The organism is Enterobacter cloacae complex sp. HYC033_NIDB (genome assembly GCF_056673335.1).
In genome coordinates this window covers 4,468,374-4,488,020 of sequence record NZ_CP115123.1, presented here as the reverse complement: position 1 = coordinate 4,488,020, position 19,647 = coordinate 4,468,374, and the positions used below count along the sequence as shown (strand labels likewise).

Below are 19,647 nucleotides of genomic sequence, written 5' to 3'. Positions count from 1 at the left end.
TTCGGCTGGAAATAATGAAATGCAGAGTTAATTAATGAACGTTAATTCATTCATTAAAAATCCCAGTCCTCGTCTTGCGTTTCCACCGCTTTACCCATCACGTACGACGAGCCGGACCCGGAAAAGAAGTCGTGGTTTTCATCGGCGTTGGGCGACAGCGCCGCGAGGATCGCCGGGTTCACCTCCGCCATTTCTGGTGGGAATAACGCTTCGTAGCCCAGGTTCATCAGCGCCTTGTTGGCGTTATAGCAGAGGAAGGCTTTTACGTCCTCTTCCCAGCCCGTTCCGGCGTACAGCTCTTCGGTATAGCTCAGCTCGTTGTCATACAGATCCATCAGTAAATCGAGGGCAAAACCTTTGAGTTCCTCGCGTTTTTCCGCGCTGACTTTCTCCAGCCCTTTCTGATACTTATAGCCGATGTAATACCCGTGTACCGCTTCATCGCGGATGATGAGGCGAATCAAATCGGCGGTGTTGGTGAGCTTGCCCCGGCTCGACCAGTACATAGGCAGCCAGAAGCCGGAATAGAAGAGGAAAGATTCCAGGAACACGCTGGCGATCTTCTTCTTCAGCGGCTCGTCGGCCCGGTAATATTCCAGCACCAGATCTGCCTTGCGCTGCAATGACGCGCTCTCTTCACTCCAGGCGTAGGCCGCGTCCACGTCTCTGGTCTGGCACAGGGTGGAGAAAATCGAGCTGTAGGAGCGGGCATGGACCGCCTCCATAAAGCTGATATTCGACATTACCGCCTCTTCGTGCGGGGTTAACGCATCACTCATCAGCGCGGGCGCACCCACGGTATTCTGAATGGTGTCCAGCAGCGTCAGGCCGGTAAAGACGCGGATTGTCAGCTGCTGCTCGGCATGGCTCAGGGTTTGCCAGGCCGGAATATCGTTGGAGAGCGGGACCTTTTCCGGCAGCCAGAAGTTGCTGGTCAGGCGGTTCCAGACCTCCAGGTCTTTATCATCCTGAATTTTGTTCCAGTTAACGGCGCTTACGCGTGACAGTTTCATCCTTTCTCCTTACAGCGCGCAGGACACGCAGCCTTCAATTTCGGTGCCTTCCAGCGCGAGCTGGCGCAGGCGAATGTAGTACAGCGTTTTGATGCCTTTCTTCCAGGCATAGATCTGCGCTTTGTTGATATCCCGCGTGGTGGCGGTGTCCGGGAAGAAGAGCGTCAGCGACAGCCCCTGATCCACATGTTTAGTCGCCTCGGCGTAGGTATCAATGATCTTTTCCGGGCCAATCTCATAGGCGTCCTGGTACAGCGCCAGATTCTCGTTGGTCATAAACGGGGCGGGGTAGTAGACGCGCCCGGTTTTGCCTTCCTTACGGATTTCAATCTTCGACACGATGGGGTGGATGCTCGACGTGGCGTGATTGATATAGGAAATGGAGCCGGTTGGCGGCACCGCCTGAAGGTTCTGGTTATAAATGCCGTAGCGCATCACCTCTTCACGCAGCTGTTGCCACATCTCACGCGTCGGCAGGGTGATGCCAGCGCGGGCAAACAGCGCGTGTACTTTTTCGGTTTTCGGCTGCCAGTCGCCTTCCAGATACTGGCTGAAATACTCTCCGCTGGCGTAGCGGGACTGCTCAAAGCCTGCGAACCGCTGGTGGCGTTCGCGCGCCAGCATCATCGAGGTATGCAGCGCATGCCAGGTGATGGTGTAGAAATAAAGGTTGGTGAAATCCAGCCCTTCCGGGCTACCGTAGGCGATGCCCTCCCGCGCCAGATAGCCGTGCAGGTTCATCTGCCCAAGGCCGATGGCATGCGACGCGGCGTTGCCCGCCTCAATGGACGGTACGCTGCGGATGTGGCTCATGTCCGATACCGCCGTCAGCCCGCGAATGGCGGTCTCTACCGTGCGGCCAAAATCGGGTGAATCCATGGTATGGGCAATATTCAGCGACCCGAGGTTACAGGAGATATCCTTGCCCACGTCCGCGTAGTCGAGGTTTTCGTCGTAGGTGGACGCGCTGTTGACCTGCAAAATCTCCGAGCACAGATTGCTCATGTTGATGCGCCCGGCAATCGGGTTAGCGCGGTTCACCGTGTCCTCGTACATGATGTACGGATAGCCGGACTCAAACTGAATTTCAGCCAGCGTCTGGAAGAAATCGCGGGCGTTGATGGTTTTTTTGCGAATGCGATCGTCGGCCACCAGCTCGTCGTACAGCTCGCTTATCGCCACGTCGCCAAAGGCTTTGCCGTAAATCCGCTCAACGTCATACGGTGAGAAGAGCGCCATGTCGGCATTCTCTTTAGCCAGCTTAAACGTGATATCCGGGATCACCACGCCAAGCGACAGGGTTTTGATGCGGATCTTTTCGTCGGCGTTTTCACGTTTGGTATCCAGAAAACGCAGAATGTCCGGGTGGTGCGCGTGCAGATAAACCGCACCCGCGCCCTGACGTGCGCCAAGCTGGTTGGCGTATGAGAAGGCATCTTCCAGCATCTTCATCACCGGGATGACGCCGGAAGACTGGTTTTCGATGCGCTTAATCGGCGCGCCCGCTTCCCGCAGGTTCGAAAGCAGAAACGCCACGCCGCCGCCGCGTTTCGAAAGCTGTAGCGCCGAATTCACCGCACGGCCAATCGACTCCATATTGTCTTCAATACGCAGCAGGAAGCAGGAGACCAGTTCGCCGCGCTGGGCTTTCCCACAGTTAAGGAACGTTGGCGTGGCGGGCTGGAAGCGACCGGAGAGGATCTCCTCCGTGAGTCTTTCGGCCAGCGCTTCATCGCCCTGCGCCAGCGTCAGCGCCACCATCACCACCCGATCTTCAAAGCTTTCTAAATAGCGTTTGCCGTCAAAGGTTTTCAGGGTGTAGCTGGTGTAATACTTCCACGCGCCGAGAAACGTCTGGAAGCGAAAACCGCTGGCGTGCGCCCGTTCAAACAATGCCACCACGAAGGCGCGGTCGTAGCGTGTCAGGACACGCTCTTCGTAATAACCCTCTTTTACCAGCCAGTCGAGACGTTCCTGCTGGCTGCCAAAGACGACGCTGTTCGGGCGTACATGAGCGGCAAAAAAGGCGTCCACCGCCTCATGATCTTTGCCAAACTGAATGCGCCCCTCGCGGTCATAGAGGTTTAGCATGGCGTTTAATGCGTGGTAATCCGGCGTCGCCTGAATCACGCGTTCTGCGGTTGTCGTTGCCAAAATTCGTTCACTCCTTTACGCACGTTCTCTACGTCCTGCTGTGTCCCCATCAGTTCAAAACGATAGAGATACGGCACGCCGCATTTTTGAGAGATGACATCCCCGGCGCGGGCAAAGGCCTCGCCGAAGTTGCGATTGCCTGCGGCGATCACGCCGCGAATCAGCTGCCGGTTATGGGGATCGTTCAGAAAGCGGATCACCTGACGAGGCACAGCCCCTGCGGTGCCGCCACCTCCATAGCTGGGCACCACCAGAATGTAGGGTTCGTCTACCTGAATACGCTCCCGCTCGTTCAGCGGAATGCGTATCGCGGGCAGCCCGAGACGCTCCATAAACCGAAGCGTGTTTTCCGAGCTGCTGGAAAAGTAGACCAGCGTGCTCATGCACTGACGCCCTGAGCGGCAAGGCGGTTGATCATGTCCGGACGGAAGCCAGACCAGCTGGTGTCGCCGGCAACGACAACCGGAAGCTGACGGAAACCCTGCGCCCGCAGGGTGTCTGCCGCGTCGGGCACCTGATCAATATTGACCATCTCAAATGCCACGCCGCGGCTCTCCATCGCCCGTTTCGTGGCGTGGCACTGAACACAATCGTTACGAGTGTAAATAATAATGCTCATGATTCGTATTTCCATTTAGAATGAGAGAACGGCGCGAGTAAACGCGTCATGTTGTGTGTGTCTTTCTAAAGGGAATACTAGATGTAGTTGCGATAAGTTTCAACCACACAAGATATGGGAAATACAGATTAATAAGGCCCCAACGATGAGCCTGGCGGGGCAGGGCGGGCTGTGCGGGTTTTTCAGGCTGTCAGGCAAAGAAAAGCCCCGGCGCCTGAGGCGACCGGGGCTGAGAACGCGCGCTTACTTACGCAAGCTAAGCAGGGCGCCGACAAAAATCCCGACCGCCGCGACCGTTCCCAGCGTACAAAGTGGTTTTTCACGTACGAAGGTGGTGGCGCAGCTGGCCATGTCGCAGGCCGCCTGAGTGGTACGTGAGCGGCCATTCATCCTTGCCCGCGTTTCACGCAGCAGAGACTGAGCCTTACGTTTCGCGGCATCTGCTTCGTCCTTCGCGTCAGAGCCCCAGGATTTCAATACGGCTTCCAGCGTGTCCGCTAATTGGCTGACATCGTTACGAATATCCTGTGTGTCGTCATTAATATCGTTTCGGTTCGGTCTGTTAAACATACGATCCTCCATAATTTGTGTTCCCGTTTAGTTTAGTCCAGAAATGTAATATCTGAAGCGAGTCACGGCTTATCGGGCAGTTTATGGAATATTCTGAAAGCCCTGCTAATGCTGAATACTGTAAGGTTGCCGGGCAGGAATGATAATGAGGAAAAGATATGTATTTACGACCCGATGAGGTGGCGCGCGTTCTTGAAAAAGAAGGGTTCACCATGGATGAGGTAACATCAAAAGCGTACGGATATCGCCGTGGTGAGAATTATGTTTACGTCAACCGTGAAGCAAGAATGGGGCGTACTGCTCTCATTATTCACCCGACACTCAAAGACAGAAGCCTGTCATTTGCTGAGCCCGCCTCGGATATTAAAACCTGCGATCATTATCAGCAATTTCCGCTCTATTTAGGCGGCGAGACGCATGAACATTATGGTATTCCGCACGGTTTCAGCTCGCGTATGGCGCTGGAGCGGTTCCTGAAAGGGCTGTTTGGCGACGTACAATAACTCTGCGACTGGCCTGAGCCAGTCGCCTTACCTTACGCTTTTGCCTGGCTATAAGGGCTGACTTTAAACAGGCGGCGGCAGTAGTCAAGAAAGTAACCGTACACCGCACCCATCAGCATGGATACCACGATATTTGAACTTACCGCAGCGGCGATTTGATGCCAGTCTGCGCCCACCGTCAGCAAAATAACCACATACACCGGGGACTGGAACGTTACGTAAGCCAGCACGTCCGCCAGGTTTTTTACCCAACCCGCCGGGCTAATACGCCGGGCTAAACGCATCACTGCATCGCGATACAGGCCGTACGGCCAGGCAATCATGATATTCACCGGAATGGCCACCAGGCGCGACGAGAGGGATTGCTCAAAGGACATTCCCGACAGGAAAATTTCAATCAGCATATTCACGACGGAACAGTAAACGACCATCGCGAACGTATCCGCTACCGCATGGCGCAGGCGAGACTGCGGTGAGAACATGTCTGAACTCCTCGAACAGGACAAAAAAGTGGCGTTTTACCTGCGGCCTTTAGTGCTTTAGGTTGGTTTGATATGAGTGTATAGCGTATCTCTCTGGCTTTTAACTAACAAGTAGTGATTAATTTTTATTTGAAGGCGCTTTAGCCATAAAATTCTCTAAAGTTGTGCGTTTTTTGCGCGCTTCGTTATTTTCTCTCCCTGTCCATCTTTTGTTAAAATAAATCAATGGATTAGTTTATCAGTGCGCGTGTAAAACCTCTGTTGTGTGGGAGAGTGGAGGCGGTTTTTTGAACTGTTTTAAACAGGGGTTTTTGGCCTGGGGAAGGGCGGTATATTACGCATTAAAACAGACATATATTTCGGGGTTATATTAACGGGATATTCTAAAACATTTACAATAATGTCAAAACGTCAGGGTGGGTAGATATCAGAACAAAAATCAATTATTCTGTTGCCTGATTTATGTTATACACACGAAGAAAGGTTTTTCATTATTATGGCTTTAACGTTACAGAATCTTAATAATATTCGTACCCTCCGGGCGCTGGCACGTGAATTATCCATGGATGTTCTGGAAGAAGTGCTGGAAAAATTCCGGATTGTCACTGAAGAAAAACGCAGCGAGCAGGCTGAATTAGAGCGTCAACGCGCTGAACAGCAGGATAAAATTAATGCTCTGCTGGAACTGATGAAAGCTGACGGTATTTCTCCGAGCGATCTGTTAGGCAGTGATCTGGCGCAGGCGGGTCAGCCGACGAAAAAACGTAAAGCGCGTGCGGCGAAATATCGTTTTACTGACGCGAACGGTGAAGAAAAAACCTGGACCGGCCAGGGGCGTACGCCAAAGCCAATTGCAACCGCACTGGCAAACGGTAAATCGCTGGACGATTTCCTGATCTGATGATTATTCGGGCGGTGTATTCCGCCCGATTATTGACTTAGCAGACGCCAAAGTCACCGTCTTCGGAGTACAGAACCACGTCCGCCGCTTTCAGGTGATATTTCTCGCCCTGCTCATTGCTGGCCTGCACAGCCACAATGTTTTCACCATTCACTTCGAGCACTTTCAGTTTCGGACCGCCCTGACGCGGTTGGACATAATCACCGACAGAAAACATAGCACCTCCTCATCATTGTCATGATCTTCACCATAGCCCACGTCCGGGGGCGGGGTACAGCCTAATCTTTCAGATACTCCTTATCAGGTACGTCGGTTCCACGGCATCACTTTCAGCAATCAGCGCGTTTGCCTGCTGCGGCGAAATAAGAGGAAGAGACATTGCGTTTCCTTACGGTCAATTTCAGAACAGTAGAGCATTTAAGGCGGGGGTTTAAGCCAGTGTAAAGAGGGTAAAGGCAGGTAAAAGCGCGAGAGACGCATGGCAGTTAACCGTAAACTGGCTACGCTTAGAGAAGTGTCTTTTATAATTTTCAATTGGTTAGCTTGCACGGAGTTTTTTATGGGTTTTTGGCGCGTTGTTTTTACGATTATTCTCCCGCCGCTGGGCGTGCTGCTTGGCAAGGGGCTGGGCTGGGCGTTTATTCTGAATATCCTTCTGACCATCCTGGGCTACTTCCCCGGTCTTATCCACGCGTTTTGGGTTCAGACGAAGAGCTAGGTACGCCACAGTAAGTCACTGTAGATCCGGGTCAGCACGCCTTCGGGGCCAAACTGCTGTTTGATCCAGCGCGTGACCTGACCGGTCGCCGCATGCTGCGTGGCGAGCAGCATGCGCGAATCCTGACGTGGATTATTGATCCGCCGCGTTACCAGCAGCCCGTCCTCCACCGCCTCACGCGTCATATATTCCGGTAAAAAGCCAATACCTTCCCCCAGGATCTGACACTGGCATTTCGTGTTGAAGTCCGGCACCAGAATCGCCTCCTGACCGTGAAGCAGCCAGCCCACCTTCTTGTTGATGGTATGCGCGGTGTCCTCGACCATGATATTGGGATACAGACGCAGCTGACTTTCGGAAATGGGCTCCGGGGCGAACGCCAGCGGATGCGTGGGCGCGATGGAAAATACCCAGCGGATCGCCCCTATCTCGGTGTAATCAATGCCGCCGCCGTCCAGCAGCGTATCCGGCGCGCCAATGGCGATATTGGCCTGATTATTAATGATGGAATCCCAGACGCCGTTATACACCTCGGTCGTCACCGTGATCTGGCAGGTGGGAAACTGTTTTTTCAGCACCTGGAGCAAACGCGCGGTATGGCGTGGCGTATACAAAAGCTGGTTTATGCAGATGCGCACCCGCGTCTCAATGCCCTGAGAAATGGTATCAATCCCGCGCTTGATGGCATGAAAGTCATTCAGCAGGTCGGTCGCTTTACGATAAAAATAAAAACCGGATTCGGTCAGCTCAATGCTGCGCGTGTTGCGTACAAACAGCACCACGTCCAGTCCGGTCTCCATGCGTTTGATGGTGTAACTGATGGCGGAGGTGGTCACGCCCAGCTCGGCAGCCGCTTTGCTAAAACTGCCAAAACGTGCCGCGGTGGTGAAGGCCAGCAAATTCTCTTCGGTAAAGATGGAATTCATATTATGGCTCCTGGTGACCATCAGTTTTGAACATATTTTAACAGCGGCGTTACATCATAGTTGATGTCGATCACAGTTCTGGATTTTTACGTAGAACCGCGCTGTGTAAGGCTTTTTCAGCCATAAGGATAATGCAGCCTGAAGCGCATAAAAGCGGTAAAACATAAGAAAAAGGTTGCACAGACGCACATTTCTCCCGGACTGTTGAATTTAACTCAACAATGAATTGCGTGTCGATGAATCATTTTTAAGCGGATTCTTTTATGACCAGGCTGTTGCTATTCTCAGGTCATCAGAAGTGAAACATAGGGAGTCTGAATATGTCTGCAACTGCACTGGTTACAGAATTTCTGCTGGCGGCAGAAGAGGGCAATATCGACGCGCTAAAAGCCTGCCTGGAGAAAGGCGTGGATATTAACGCGACCAACCGCCAGAAAAGAACCGCCATTATTATTGCCAGCCTGAAAAAGCATTACGCCTGTGTGGAGTTTTTAATTGCCGCCGGGGCGGATATTGATAAACAGGACCAGACCTGTTTTAACCCCTTCCTGATCGGCTGCCTGACCAATGATTTAACCCTGCTGCGCATTGTCCTTCCGGCAAATCCGGATCTCGATCGTCTGACGCGCTTTGGCGGCGTGGGCATTACCCCTGCCAGTGAAAAAGGGCACGTTGAAATCGTGCGTGAGCTGCTGGAAAAAACCGACATCAACGTCAACCACACCAATTTTGTCGGCTGGACGCCGCTGCTGGAGGCCATCGTATTAAACGACGGCGGCGCAAAGCAGCAGGAAATTGTGAAGCTGCTGCTCGATCACGGCGCGAACCCGCACATGACCGATAAATACGGCAAAACCCCGCTCGAACTGGCGCGGGAAAAAGGCTTCAACGCGATCGCAGACCTGCTGCTGGCGGCAGGCGCATAGTGCATTCGGTCAGCCTTCCCCTGGCTGGCCGTTAATCAATAAACGCATTGTTACCGACGTGCATTTAGCACGACGGCGGCCCCCTTTTATCTTAAACAGGTGAAAATAATGCCAACCAAAATCGTCATAAAAAAGAATACGTATTTCGATTCGGTTTCCTTAATGTCGGTTTCCACCAAAGCCAATAAATTGCCGGGCGTCGAGCAGGCGTTTGTGGCGATGGCGACGGAAATGAACAAAGGGGTATTAAAAAACCTCGGGCTATTAACGCCGGAATTAGCGGACGCGAAAAACGGCGACCTGATGATCGTTATTAAAGGCGACGCGGCGAATGAGGAAACCCTGGCCGCCATTGAAGCGCTATTCACGCGTAAAGAGCGCACTGGCTCCCATGATGCACGCTACGCGACGATTGCCAGCGCCAAAACCCATCGTCCGGACAGCAACCTTGCGGTGATTTCCGTCAACGGCACCTTCGCCGCACGGGAAGCGCGCCAGGCGCTGGAAAACGATCTTAACGTGATGCTGTTCTCCGATAACGTATCGCTCGACGACGAGCTGGCGCTGAAGCAGCTGGCGCATGAAAAGGGTCTGCTGATGATGGGGCCAGACTGCGGCACCGCCATTATCAACGGCGCGGGGCTGTGCTTCGCCAACGCGGTGCGTCGCGGGCAGATTGGCATCGTTGGCGCCTCCGGCACCGGCAGCCAGGAGCTGAGCGTGCGCATTCACGAGTTCGGCGGCGGCGTGTCGCAGCTGATTGGCACCGGCGGACGCGATCTCAGCGAGAAGATCGGCGGCCTGATGATGCTCGATGCCATCGACATGCTGGAGGCGGACGACGCGACCCGGGTGATAGCGCTCATCTCCAAACCGCCTGCACCCGCGGTGGCTGAGAAAGTACTGGCCCGGGCTCGCGCCTGCCGCAAGCCTGTGGTTGTGTGCTTCCTGGGCAGCAACGAACCGCCAGCCGATGAAGACGGTTTACAGTTTGCTCGTGGCACTAAGGAGGCGGCCCTGAAAGCGGTGCTGCTTACCGGCATTAAAAAAGACACCCTGGATTTACATCCGCTCAACTGGCCGCTAATCGAAGAGGTACGCGCCCGCCTGACGCCGCAGCAGAAGTACATTCGCGGCCTGTTCTGCGGCGGCACCCTGTGCGACGAAGCGATGTTTGCCGCGCTGGAGAAGTTTGACGATGTTTACAGCAACATCCAGCCGGACCCGGCCAGGCGTCTGAAAGACATCAGCGTCAGCCAGGCCCACACCTTCCTTGATTTCGGTGACGATGACTTCACCAACGGCAAGCCACACCCGATGATCGACCCGACCAACCGCATCAGCCGCCTGCTACAGGAGGCGCGCGATCCGCAGGTGGGGGTGATCGTGATGGATTTCGTGCTTGGCTTTGGCGCGCATGACGATCCGGTTGGGGTGATGATCGAGGCGATCAAAGAGGCACAGGCGATCGCGAAAGCCGACAACCGTCCGCTGGAAATTCTCGGCTACGTGCTCGGCACCGATCAGGATCCGCAGTCGCTGGCGCAGCAGTGCCAGCTGCTGACTGACGCAGGCGTCATCTGGGCCAGCAGCAGCACCAATACCGGATTACTGGCACGCGAATTTGTCTGCAAAGGGGAGAGAGCATAATGACGACCTTATTCAACCAGCCGCTGAACGTGATTAACGTCGGGATTGCGATGTTCAGCGACGACCTCAAAAAACAGCACGTTCCCGTGACCCAGCTCGACTGGACGCCGCCGGGGCAGGGCAATATGCAGGTGGTGAACGCGCTGGATCGGCTGGCGGAAAAACCGCTGGCGGAGAAAATTGCCGCCGCGAACAAAATTGCCCTTGAGCGGATTATTCAGTCCCATCCGGTGCTGGTGGGCTATGACCAGGCCATCAACGTGGTGCCGGGCATGACCCGCACGACCATTCTGCACGCCGGTCCGCCTGTTACCTGGGAAAACATGTGCGGGGCGATGAAAGGCGCGATTACCGGCGCGCTGGTGTTTGAAGGGCTGGCGACGGATCTGGAGGACGCCGCAAGGCTGGCGGCTTCAGGCGACATAACCTTCTCGCCTTGCCACGAGCATGACTGCGTGGGCTCGATGGCGGGCGTCACCTCCGCGTCGATGTTTATGCACATCGTTGAGAACAAAACCTACGGCAACCGCGCCTTCACCAACCTCAGCGAGCAGATGGCGAAGATCCTGCGCATGGGGGCTAACGACCAGAGCGTGATCGAGCGCCTGAACTGGATGCGCGACGTGCTCGGCCCGATGCTGCGCGACGCGATGAAGATTATCGGCGAAATCGACCTGCGCCTGATGCTGGCCCAGGCGCTGCACATGGGCGACGAGTGCCACAACCGCAACAACGCGGGCACCACGCTGCTTATTCAGGCGCTGACGCCGGGGCTGATCCAGGCGGGCTATCCGGTGGCGCAGCAGCGTGAAGTGTTCGAGTTTGTCGCCAGCAGCGACTACTTCTCCGGTCCGACGTGGATGGCGATGTGTAAGGCCGCGCTGGATGCCGCCCACGGCATTGAGTACAGCACCGTCGTCACCACCATGGCGCGCAACGGCTACGAGTTCGGCCTGCGCGTTTCCGGCCTGCCGGGGCAGTGGTTCACCGGCCCGGCGCAGCAGGTGATCGGCCCGATGTTCGCGGGCTATAAGCCGGAAGACTCCGGGCTGGATATCGGCGACAGCGCGATTACCGAAACCTACGGCATCGGCGGCTTTGCAATGGCGACGGCCCCGGCCATCGTTGCGCTGGTGGGCGGCACGGTGGAGGAAGCCATCGATTTTTCTCGCCAGATGCGCGAAATCACCCTCGGCGAAAACCCGAACGTCACCATTCCGCTGCTGTCGTTTATGGGCATCCCGACCGCCATCGACATCATGAAGGTCGCGGGCAGCGGCATTCTGCCGGTCATTAATACCGCCATTGCCCACAAGGACGCCGGGATCGGCATGATTGGGGCGGGCATCGTTCACCCGCCGTTTAGCTGTTTTGAAAAGGCGCTGTTAACCTTCCGCGATCGCTACGTTCTATAAGGTATGCATCCATGAAAAACATGAAACTGGAGTGGAAAAGAGGTGACTGGGCAGCTTATTTCGGGTTGATGACCAACAACCTGACCAATTTGCTGACCATGATGGGGCTGCTCATTTTTGTCGTCGGCATCCCGAAGGAGATTGTTTATGGACGCATCGCGCCAGCCTTCGGGCTGGCGGTGCTGGTGGCGAGTCTTTGCTATACGTGGTTTGGCCTGCAAATGGCGCGCGCCACCGGACGAACGGACGTCACCGCGCTGCCGTCCGGCCCAAGCGCGCCGTCGATTTTTACCGTGACCTTCCTGGTCTTAATGCCGGTTTACCAGCAAACCGGCGATGCGGATTTCGCGATTCAGATTGGCCTGGTGTGGTGCTTTGTGGAAGCGATGATCCTCGCGGGCGGTTCCTTCCTGGGGGAAACCATCCGCAAGATGATCCCGCGTACCGTGCTGCTGTCGTGCCTGTCCGGTCTTGGCCTGCTGCTGCTGGCGATGAACCCGATGTTGCAGGCGTTCGAAGCGCCGACCGTGTCGTTTATCGTCCTGCTGCTGATCTTCATTAACTGGTTCGGTAAAAAGCCGATTTTTGCCAAAATCCCGACCGGCCTGCTGCTGTTAATTGCCGGTACTCTGCTTGCGTGGATCTCCGGCCTGCAAAGCCCGGATGCCATTAAAGCGTCCATGTCATCATTCGGCTTTAACCCGCCAGAAGTGCACGTGGACAGCTTCATGCAAGGACTGCCGCACGCGCTGCCGTATCTGGCGTCCGCCGTACCGCTGGGGCTGGCGAACTACATCTTTGACCTGGAGAACATCGAAAGCGCCCACGCGGCGGGGGATGAATACCCGACCCGCAAGGTAATGCTGGCGAACGGTCTGGCCTCGATGCTCGGCTGCCTGATGGGCAATCCGTTCCCGGTCACGGTCTACGTCGGCCATCCTGGCTGGAAAGCGATGGGCGCCAGCATCGGCTACACCCTGGCGTCCGGCGTGACCATGTTCATCGTGCCGCTGTTCGGGCTGGGGGCCTTTATGCTCGCCATCATACCGATGACCGCCATCGTGCCGATTCTGGTGTTTATCGGCGTAGTCACCGCCAACCAGGTGGTGAGGGAAACCCCGAAAGTGGAGGTACCCGTCATCTTCATCTGCCTGTTCCCGTGGATCGCCAACTGGGCGCTGACCATGATGAACAGCGTGATGAGCGCGGCGGGGACCAGCGCGGCGAAAATCGGCACCGACGTGCTGCACAGCAAGGGGATCTACTACGAAGGCCTGATGCATCTCGGCAACGGCGCGCCGCTCGCCAGCATGCTCTGGGGCTGTATCGCCATCTTCGCCATTATCAACAAACCGCTGCGTGGGGCCGTCGCGGCGGCCGGTGGAGCGCTGCTGGCGCTGTTTGGCGTGATCCACGCGCCGGTGGTGGGCTTTGCCGAGGGCAGTTCCCTGATGTTCGTCACGGCCTACCTGATGATGGGCGGGATGTTTGTGGTGAAGCATGTGCTGGATACCTCTGTTAATCCCCCTCTCCCTGTGGGAGAGGGCCGGGATGAGGGCACCAGAACGCACCTTCTAAAGGAAACAAAATGAAAGAGCTTATGGTCGTCGCCATCGGCGGCAACAGCATTATCAAAGACAACGCCAGCCAGTCGATTGAGCATCAGGCGCAGGCGGTCAAAGCGGTGGCAGAGTCGGTGCTCGAAATGCTGGCCTCGGACTATGACATCGTGCTCACCCACGGCAATGGCCCGCAGGTGGGGCTGGATCTGCGCCGCGCCGAAATCGCCCACGAGCGGGAAGGGCTGCCGCTGACCCCGCTGGCAAACTGCGTGGCGGATACCCAGGGCGGGATCGGCTACCTGATCCAGCAGGCGCTCAACAACCGCCTGGCGGCGCGCGGGGAACAAAAAGCGGTCACGGTCGTCACCCAGGTGGAGGTGGATAAAAACGATCCTGGCTTTACGCACCCGACGAAACCCATCGGCGCGTTCTTCAGCGAGGCGCAGCGCGACGAACTGCAACTTGCGCACCCGGACTGGCATTTTGTTGAGGATTCAGGCCGGGGCTATCGCCGCGTGGTGGCTTCACCGCAGCCGCGGCGCATCGTTGAGTCGGATGCCATCAAGGCGCTGACGCAGAAAGGATTTGTGGTGATCGGCGCGGGCGGCGGAGGCATTCCTGTGGTGCGCAGTGAACAGGGCGATTACCAGAGCGTGGACGCGGTGATAGATAAAGATCTCTCCACCGCGCTGCTGGCGCGCGAGATCCGCGCCGACGTGCTGGTGATCACCACCGGCGTGGAGAAAGTGTGCATCCACTTCGGCAAGCCAAACCAGCAGGCGCTGAGCACGGTGAACGTGGCGCAGATGACGCGCTACATGGAAGAAGGGCATTTTCCGGCGGGCAGCATGTTGCCGAAAATCGTCGCCTCGCTGGAATTTTTACGCCATGGCGGCAGGCGGGTAATCATTACCTCGCCGGACTGCCTGCCCGCGGCGCTGCGCGGTGAAACGGGTACCCACATTATTAATGAAGGAAGATAAGATGAGTGAGAATAAAAGCCGCCGCGAGTTTATCAGCCAGAGCGGCAAAATGGTTACCGCCTGCGCGCTGTTTGGCGCCACGGGTTCCGTCGCGTATGCTGCCGATTCAGCAAAGGCAACCTGCGAGACGGGTAAACCGATGAACATCACCGCAAAACATTACTATCTCGACAACGTGCTGCTGGAAGCCGGGTTTAACTTCGACGGCAGCGTGGCGACAAGTACCCGCACCGAGCTAAAAACGCTGGAAATCAAAGACGGGAAAATCTTCGCCCTGCGCGACAACAACAGCCACGCGGACGCGACCCTGCCGCACTTCGACGCGGGCAAAAAGCTGATGCTCCCGGCGATGCGCGACATGCACATCCATCTGGATAAAACCTTCTACGGCGGCCCGTGGCGCTCCCTGAACCGTCCGGCGGGCACCACCATTCAGGACATGATCCGCCTGGAGCAGAAGCTGCTGCCGGAGTTACAGCCCTACACGCAAGAACGCGCCGAAAAGCTGATCGACCTGCTCCAGTCCAAAGGGTCAACCATCGCCCGCAGCCACTGCAACATAGAGCCGGTTTCCGGCCTGAAAAACCTGGAAAATTTGCAGGCGGTACTGGCGCGCCGGGGCGCAGGCTTTGACTGCGAAATCGTTGCCTTCCCGCAGCACGGCCTGCTGCTGTCTCATTCTGAAAAGCTGATGCGCGAGGCGATGCAGGCGGGGGCGCATTACGTGGGCGGGCTGGACCCGACCAACGTCGACGGCGCGATGGAGAAATCCCTCGACACCATGTTCCAGATTGCGCTGGATTATGACAAAGGGGTGGATATCCATCTGCATGAAACCAGCCCGGCGGGCGTGGCGGCGGTGAACTACATGGTACAAACCGTGGAGAAAACGCCGGCGCTGAAGGGGAAGCTGACCATCAGCCACGCCTTCGCCCTGGCGACGCTTAACGAGCAAGAGGTGGATGAGATCGCCACCCGCATGGCGGCACAACAGGTGACCATCGCCTCCACCGTGCCGATTGGCACTCTGCACATGCCGCTGAAGCAGCTGCGTGATAAAGGCGTGTTTGTCATGACCGGTACCGACAGCGTGATCGACCACTGGTCGCCGTACGGTCTGGGGGACATGCTGGAGAAAGCCAACCTCTATGCACAGCTCTATATTCGCCCGAATGAGCAGACGCTTTCGCGTGCGCTGGGCATCGCCACCGGCGACGTACTGCCGCTGAACGACAAAGGCGAGCGCGCGTGGCCGAAAGCGCAGGATGACGCCAGCTTTGTGCTGGTGGATGCCTCCTGTTCCGCCGAGGCCGTGGCACGCATCTCTCCGCGTACCGCGACGTTCCATAAGGGGAATCTGGTCTGGGGCTCTGTGGGCTAATGTGGTGCCGGGTGGCGCTGCGCTTACCCGGCCTACGGTTCGGAGATTTTGTAGGTCGGGTAAGGCGAAGCCGCCACCCGGCAATGCCATATACTCGCCGCCCGTAAGGTTCAATAACCGACCTTATACACCCGCCCGCTCTGCACCCCTTCCACGCTGCGGCGGTAAGCCTGCGCAACGGTCGCGGCGGGAACGCTTTCAAAGCCCGGGAAGAAGCCGTCGTACGCTTCGGCGGATTCGGTCAGCACCGTCGGGCTGATCAGATTAATGCGAATACCGCGCGGCAGTTCACAGGCCGCGGCGCGCACAAACCCTTCCAGCGCGGCGTTAACCGTGGTGGCATTCACGCCCTGAGCAATCGGCTCGTGCGCCACAATCCCGCTTATCAGCGTAATCGAGCCACCTTCGTTCAGGTAGTGCTGGCCGGTCAGCGCCAGACGAACCTGCCCCAGCAGCTTATCCTGCAAACCCTGGTTGAACTCGCCGTCGGTCATGGTTGAGAGCGGGCCGAAGTGCAACCCTCCGCTGGCGGAGACAATCGCATCCACCGGACCGATCTTTTTGAACAGCGCCTGCACGCTCGCCTGCGAGGTGATATCCACCTGATGATCGCCCTGCGTGCGACCCACGCGGATCACCTCGTGGCGACGGCTTAGCTCTTCTGTCACAGCACGACCGACCGTACCGCTGGCACCAATAATGACGATTTTCATAGCAGACTCCTTATGTTGTGAGCCTTCATTCTTTAATAAATAAAAATTCAGATAAACTGGGATGATGTTAGAAGATTACTAACCAGAGGTTCGTAATATGGATAAGCTTCGCGGCATGGAGACGTTCATCGCGGTGGTGGAAAGCGGCAGCTTTACCGGCGCGGCGGCCCGGCTGGAGATGTCGGCGGTAATGGTCGGGAAGTATATTGCGCAGCTGGAATCGCAGCTCGGTACGCGGCTGCTGGAGCGCAACACCCGTCGCCAGAGCCTGACGGATGCCGGACGCGTTTATTTCGAAGAGGCCAGGCGCGTGCTGGAGCAGGTCTCGATTGCTGAAAACGCAGTTGAGCGCCTGCGAGCCACGCCCGCCGGCACCCTGCGCGTGACGGCGCCTACCTCGTTTGGCGGCTGCGTTATCGCGCCTCTGACGGCCACGTTTTTGCAGCGTTACCCGGAAGTGCGCATCGAACTGGATCTCACCAACCGAATGGTGGATCTGGTAGAGGAAGGGGGCGATCTGGCCATTCGTATCGGTGAGATCCGTAATGAGGATCTGGTGGCGAAATACCTGTGTCCCTACAACATGGTGATCTGCGCCGCGCCGGATTATCTGGCGCGTCACGGTACGCCGCAAACGCCAGCCGATCTGGTGGATCACCTGTGCCTGTCGCACACGGTCTGGACGGCGCGTAACGAGTGGCGGCTGCCGGGAGTGGAAGGCGAAGTGCGCTGGAAGCGTGATGCCGTCTTACGATGCAATGACGGCTACGGCTTACGCATGGCGGCGCGAGCCGGGGCGGGACTCCTGCTGCAACCGGAAGTGCTGGTGGCGGAAGAGCTGGCGAGCGGCAGGCTGGTTCGAGTTCTGGAAGCGTTTACGCCCGCGCCGAGGCCGGTGCATTTACTGTGGCGTCAGGATTTGCGGCCGCTGCCTAAGCTAACGGAATTTATTGCCCATATTCTGCTAAGATTGGGCACAATATAAAAAAAGAAGGTAAGTAAAGAATGTCTGCAAACAAACTCGCCAGCAGCGCGCAGGGCCTGCAATCCTCTGCCATCCGTGAATTATTAAAACATAGCAAAATGGCAGGCGTGATTTCGCTGGGTGGCGGTATTCCAAATCCGGACCTGTTCGATCATGAGGGTTTAAAAATCGCTGCTGATGCCGTGCTGTCTCAGCATTTTGGCGAAGCGTTCCAGTATGGCCTGACGGAAGGCGTCCCGGGGCTGCGCGAAGAGATCCAACGCATCTGTGAAGGTCGCGGCATCGCCTGTAAAGCCGATGACGTGGTCATTACTTCCGGCTCGCAACAATCGCTTGACGTGCTGGCGCGGGCGTTAATTAACCCGGGCGATACGGTCGTCGTGGAGCGGCCTACCTACCTCGCCGCGTTGCAGGTCTTTGGCCTGGCGCAGGCGAATTTTGAATCCGTTGGCACCGACGGCGACGGCATGAAAGTGGATGAACTTGAAGCGCTGGTAGCCACCAAAACCATCAAAGCGGTTTATATCGTGCCAACCTTTGGTAACCCGGGCGGCGTGACGCTCTCCGAAGCGCGTCGTAAACAGCTGGTGGAATTATCGAAGCGCTATGACTTCGTGATTATCGAAGACGACCCGTACAGCGAGATCAACTACACCGACGAAGCGTTCCGCCCGCTGATTGCTCATGCCAAAGATATCGGCAATGAGGATAACGTGGTGTACACCTCCACCTTCTCTAAAATCCTCGCGCCGGGCACCCGCGTGGGCTGGGTGCTGGTGCCGGAGTGGCTGAAGCGCGCGGTGGTGAACCTCAAGCAAACCACCGATCTGCACACCAGCACGCTGTCGCAGCTGATGACGTACGAGTATCTGAAAACCGGTCGTCTGGCGAATCAGATTAAAATGATCCGCGAAGCCTATCGCCAGAAATACCAGACCTTTGCAACGGAACTGGAAGCGGAGCTGGGCGATGTGATGTCGTTCCACAAGCCAAAGGGCGGCATGTTCCTGTGGGCAAAAATGAACAACGGCATCAATACGACGAAATGGCTGGAAAAAACGTTGAGCAACGGCGTCGTGTTTGTGCCGGGTGAGTTCTTCTACTGCAACGAGCCGGACCATACCACGCTGCGCATGTCTTTCGTTACCCCAACGGATGAGCAGCTTAAAGAAGCGGTTCGACGCCTCAAAATTTCCCTGTAACAGGATGCGCATAATGGCAGATGCCGTTATGCGCTGTTCCCGTGCAGGGTAACGTCTGGCTTGCCGGATTTTCGCTTCGCCATGACTTCCGCAACGGTTTTTATCCGGCTTAACTCCTCCTGCGTGCGGGAGTTAGATTGCGCTTCCCAGATATCAACGTTTAGCTGTAAGTTCAGCCAAAATTCAATAGTGGTATTAAAGGCTTTTGCCAGTTTGATCGCCATATCGGCAGTAAGTTTGCGATTGTTATTGACCAACGCGCTTACGGTATTGCGGTGTACATTTAGCATCTCTGCCAGATCGTTGATTTTCAGATTGAGCGGTTCAAGATACTCATACTGCAACACCTCGCCCGGCGTGGTGGGTTTGCGGAGTGCCTGTTGAAGTGTCATAGGTGATGCCTCACTTGTGTTGCGTGTACTTGTGTGGAGAGAGATAGAGATCGTCTGCTTTTCCCTCTGACCAGCGAAATACAAGCCTGTATTGTCTGTTTACCCGGATAGAGGAATATCCCTTCAACGGAGGACTCAATGCTTCATACATATTGCCCGGTGGCGATCGTAAATCCAGGTGCGACATGGCCGCATTGATGATGTCGAGCTTTCTTGCAAGCGCTGTTTCCAGATTCAAAGGAATAACATTGCTCGATCTCCCGTAGAGAAAAAAATCCTCAAGCCATTGATCCCGAAAATGATTAATCATAATGCTGGTAAGCTCCAGTCCTTGAAGCTGAGTGGATAGTAATGCACTCCTGCACTGTGCGCAAGTGCGTTTTGTCTGCGAGTAATATTACCCTGGTCATGGCTGAAGGGAAGTGTGATGCATGACTAAAGGTTAATTCTTCGAGGCGGATTCAACGTCTTGCGTGCGGATTAATGCCCGGCGGCGCTGCGCTTGCGCGGGTCTGCGAGAATGTAGGCCGGGTAAGGCGCAGCCGCCACCCG

Annotated in this window: 22 protein-coding genes; 11 read left to right on the top strand and 11 right to left on the bottom strand. The window is 56.2% G+C overall.

Annotated features, from left to right (window positions below; genetic code table 11):
- Window positions 1–53: 53 nt before the first annotated feature.
- The 5 genes from nrdF to O1721_RS21415 all read right to left on the bottom strand — a co-directional run bounded on the left by nrdF (window position 54) and on the right by O1721_RS21415 (window position 4,356).
- The gene (gene nrdF, locus O1721_RS21435; RefSeq protein WP_017382773.1) at window positions 54–1,013 is read right to left on the bottom strand and encodes a class 1b ribonucleoside-diphosphate reductase subunit beta; all 960 of its coding nucleotides are present in this window, start codon (window positions 1,011–1,013) and stop codon (window positions 54–56) included.
- Window positions 1,014–1,022: 9 nt separating this feature from the next.
- A complete protein-coding gene (gene nrdE / locus O1721_RS21430) occupies window positions 1,023–3,167 on the bottom strand; it encodes a class 1b ribonucleoside-diphosphate reductase subunit alpha (RefSeq protein ID WP_032649274.1) in 2,145 nt (714 codons plus the stop codon).
- Entirely contained in the window at window positions 3,140–3,550 is a 411-nt protein-coding gene (nrdI, locus tag O1721_RS21425; RefSeq protein WP_015571656.1) for a class Ib ribonucleoside-diphosphate reductase assembly flavoprotein NrdI, read from the bottom strand. The genes nrdE and nrdI overlap by 28 nt, the downstream gene beginning before the upstream one ends.
- On the bottom strand, window positions 3,547–3,786 hold the full coding sequence (nrdH, locus tag O1721_RS21420) for a glutaredoxin-like protein NrdH (RefSeq protein ID WP_017382770.1): 240 nt from the start codon (window positions 3,784–3,786) through the stop codon (window positions 3,547–3,549). Before nrdH ends, nrdI begins: the two co-directional genes overlap by 4 nt.
- Before the next feature lie 243 nt (window positions 3,787–4,029).
- Window positions 4,030–4,356 (bottom strand): ElaB/YgaM/YqjD family protein, encoded by a 327-nt coding sequence (locus O1721_RS21415; RefSeq protein ID WP_017382769.1) that lies wholly within the window; start codon window positions 4,354–4,356, stop codon window positions 4,030–4,032.
- Between the two features lie 158 nt (window positions 4,357–4,514).
- Between O1721_RS21415 and O1721_RS21410 the strand changes: the two genes are divergently transcribed.
- On the top strand, window positions 4,515–4,859 hold the full coding sequence (locus tag O1721_RS21410; protein ID WP_006811693.1) for a DUF2002 family protein: 345 nt from the start codon (window positions 4,515–4,517) through the stop codon (window positions 4,857–4,859).
- 32 nt (window positions 4,860–4,891) lie between these two features.
- Here the strand turns inward: O1721_RS21410 and alaE are convergent, their stop codons facing one another.
- Window positions 4,892–5,341 (bottom strand): L-alanine exporter AlaE, encoded by a 450-nt coding sequence (gene alaE, locus O1721_RS21405; RefSeq protein ID WP_015571653.1) that lies wholly within the window; start codon window positions 5,339–5,341, stop codon window positions 4,892–4,894.
- A 496-nt stretch (window positions 5,342–5,837) separates the two neighbouring features.
- On the opposite strand from alaE, the gene stpA reads away from it, so the two are divergent.
- Entirely contained in the window at window positions 5,838–6,242 is a 405-nt protein-coding gene (gene stpA / locus O1721_RS21400) for a DNA-binding protein StpA (protein WP_015571652.1), read from the top strand.
- A 37-nt stretch (window positions 6,243–6,279) separates the two neighbouring features.
- On the opposite strand, the gene O1721_RS21395 is transcribed toward stpA, so the two are convergent.
- Window positions 6,280–6,459, bottom strand: coding sequence for a YodC family protein (locus O1721_RS21395; RefSeq protein ID WP_015571651.1), 180 nt, complete (start codon window positions 6,457–6,459; stop codon window positions 6,280–6,282).
- A 342-nt stretch (window positions 6,460–6,801) separates the two neighbouring features.
- Here O1721_RS21395 and O1721_RS21390 point away from each other — a divergent pair, with 342 nt between their 5' ends.
- A complete protein-coding gene (locus O1721_RS21390) occupies window positions 6,802–6,960 on the top strand; it encodes a YqaE/Pmp3 family membrane protein (protein ID WP_003862203.1) in 159 nt (52 codons plus the stop codon).
- On the opposite strand, the gene O1721_RS21385 is transcribed toward O1721_RS21390, so the two are convergent.
- The gene (locus O1721_RS21385) at window positions 6,957–7,886 is read right to left on the bottom strand and encodes a LysR substrate-binding domain-containing protein (RefSeq protein WP_032649270.1); all 930 of its coding nucleotides are present in this window, start codon (window positions 7,884–7,886) and stop codon (window positions 6,957–6,959) included. The two genes, O1721_RS21390 and O1721_RS21385, sit on opposite strands and share 4 nt — an antisense overlap.
- A 320-nt stretch (window positions 7,887–8,206) precedes the next feature.
- On the opposite strand from O1721_RS21385, the gene O1721_RS21380 reads away from it, so the two are divergent.
- From O1721_RS21380 to O1721_RS21355, 6 genes are all read left to right on the top strand, one after another.
- Complete coding sequence (locus tag O1721_RS21380; protein WP_015571649.1) at window positions 8,207–8,812, top strand: ankyrin repeat domain-containing protein; 606 nt, start codon at window positions 8,207–8,209, stop codon at window positions 8,810–8,812.
- A 108-nt stretch (window positions 8,813–8,920) separates the two neighbouring features.
- On the top strand, window positions 8,921–10,462 hold the full coding sequence (fdrA, locus tag O1721_RS21375; RefSeq protein WP_032649268.1) for an acyl-CoA synthetase FdrA: 1,542 nt from the start codon (window positions 8,921–8,923) through the stop codon (window positions 10,460–10,462).
- On the top strand, window positions 10,462–11,877 hold the full coding sequence (locus O1721_RS21370; protein ID WP_032649267.1) for a YlbE family protein: 1,416 nt from the start codon (window positions 10,462–10,464) through the stop codon (window positions 11,875–11,877). Before fdrA ends, O1721_RS21370 begins: the two co-directional genes overlap by 1 nt.
- An 11-nt stretch (window positions 11,878–11,888) precedes the next feature.
- Window positions 11,889–13,469, top strand: coding sequence for a hypothetical protein (locus O1721_RS21365; RefSeq protein ID WP_023295308.1), 1,581 nt, complete (start codon window positions 11,889–11,891; stop codon window positions 13,467–13,469).
- On the top strand, window positions 13,466–14,422 hold the full coding sequence (locus O1721_RS21360) for a carbamate kinase family protein (protein WP_017382762.1): 957 nt from the start codon (window positions 13,466–13,468) through the stop codon (window positions 14,420–14,422). The genes O1721_RS21365 and O1721_RS21360 overlap by 4 nt, the downstream gene beginning before the upstream one ends.
- A 1-nt stretch (window position 14,423) precedes the next feature.
- Window positions 14,424–15,803: an amidohydrolase family protein gene (locus O1721_RS21355; RefSeq protein WP_032649259.1), complete on the top strand. Its 1,380-nt coding sequence runs from the start codon at window positions 14,424–14,426 to the stop codon at window positions 15,801–15,803.
- A gap of 110 nt (window positions 15,804–15,913) precedes the next feature.
- On the opposite strand, the gene O1721_RS21350 is transcribed toward O1721_RS21355, so the two are convergent.
- A complete protein-coding gene (locus tag O1721_RS21350) occupies window positions 15,914–16,516 on the bottom strand; it encodes a short chain dehydrogenase (RefSeq protein ID WP_017382759.1) in 603 nt (200 codons plus the stop codon).
- A gap of 97 nt (window positions 16,517–16,613) precedes the next feature.
- On the opposite strand from O1721_RS21350, the gene O1721_RS21345 reads away from it, so the two are divergent.
- Complete coding sequence (locus tag O1721_RS21345; RefSeq protein WP_045324726.1) at window positions 16,614–17,501, top strand: LysR family transcriptional regulator; 888 nt, start codon at window positions 16,614–16,616, stop codon at window positions 17,499–17,501.
- 20 nt (window positions 17,502–17,521) lie between these two features.
- The gene (locus tag O1721_RS21340; RefSeq protein WP_017382758.1) at window positions 17,522–18,703 is read left to right on the top strand and encodes an aminotransferase-like domain-containing protein; all 1,182 of its coding nucleotides are present in this window, start codon (window positions 17,522–17,524) and stop codon (window positions 18,701–18,703) included.
- 26 nt (window positions 18,704–18,729) lie between these two features.
- On the opposite strand, the gene O1721_RS21335 is transcribed toward O1721_RS21340, so the two are convergent.
- Together O1721_RS21335 and O1721_RS21330 are read right to left on the bottom strand one after the other, a co-directional pair.
- Window positions 18,730–19,095 (bottom strand): HigA family addiction module antitoxin, encoded by a 366-nt coding sequence (locus tag O1721_RS21335; RefSeq protein WP_015571639.1) that lies wholly within the window; start codon window positions 19,093–19,095, stop codon window positions 18,730–18,732.
- A 10-nt stretch (window positions 19,096–19,105) separates the two neighbouring features.
- A complete protein-coding gene (locus O1721_RS21330) occupies window positions 19,106–19,405 on the bottom strand; it encodes a type II toxin-antitoxin system RelE/ParE family toxin (RefSeq protein WP_015571638.1) in 300 nt (99 codons plus the stop codon).
- Window positions 19,406–19,647 lie beyond the last annotated feature (242 nt).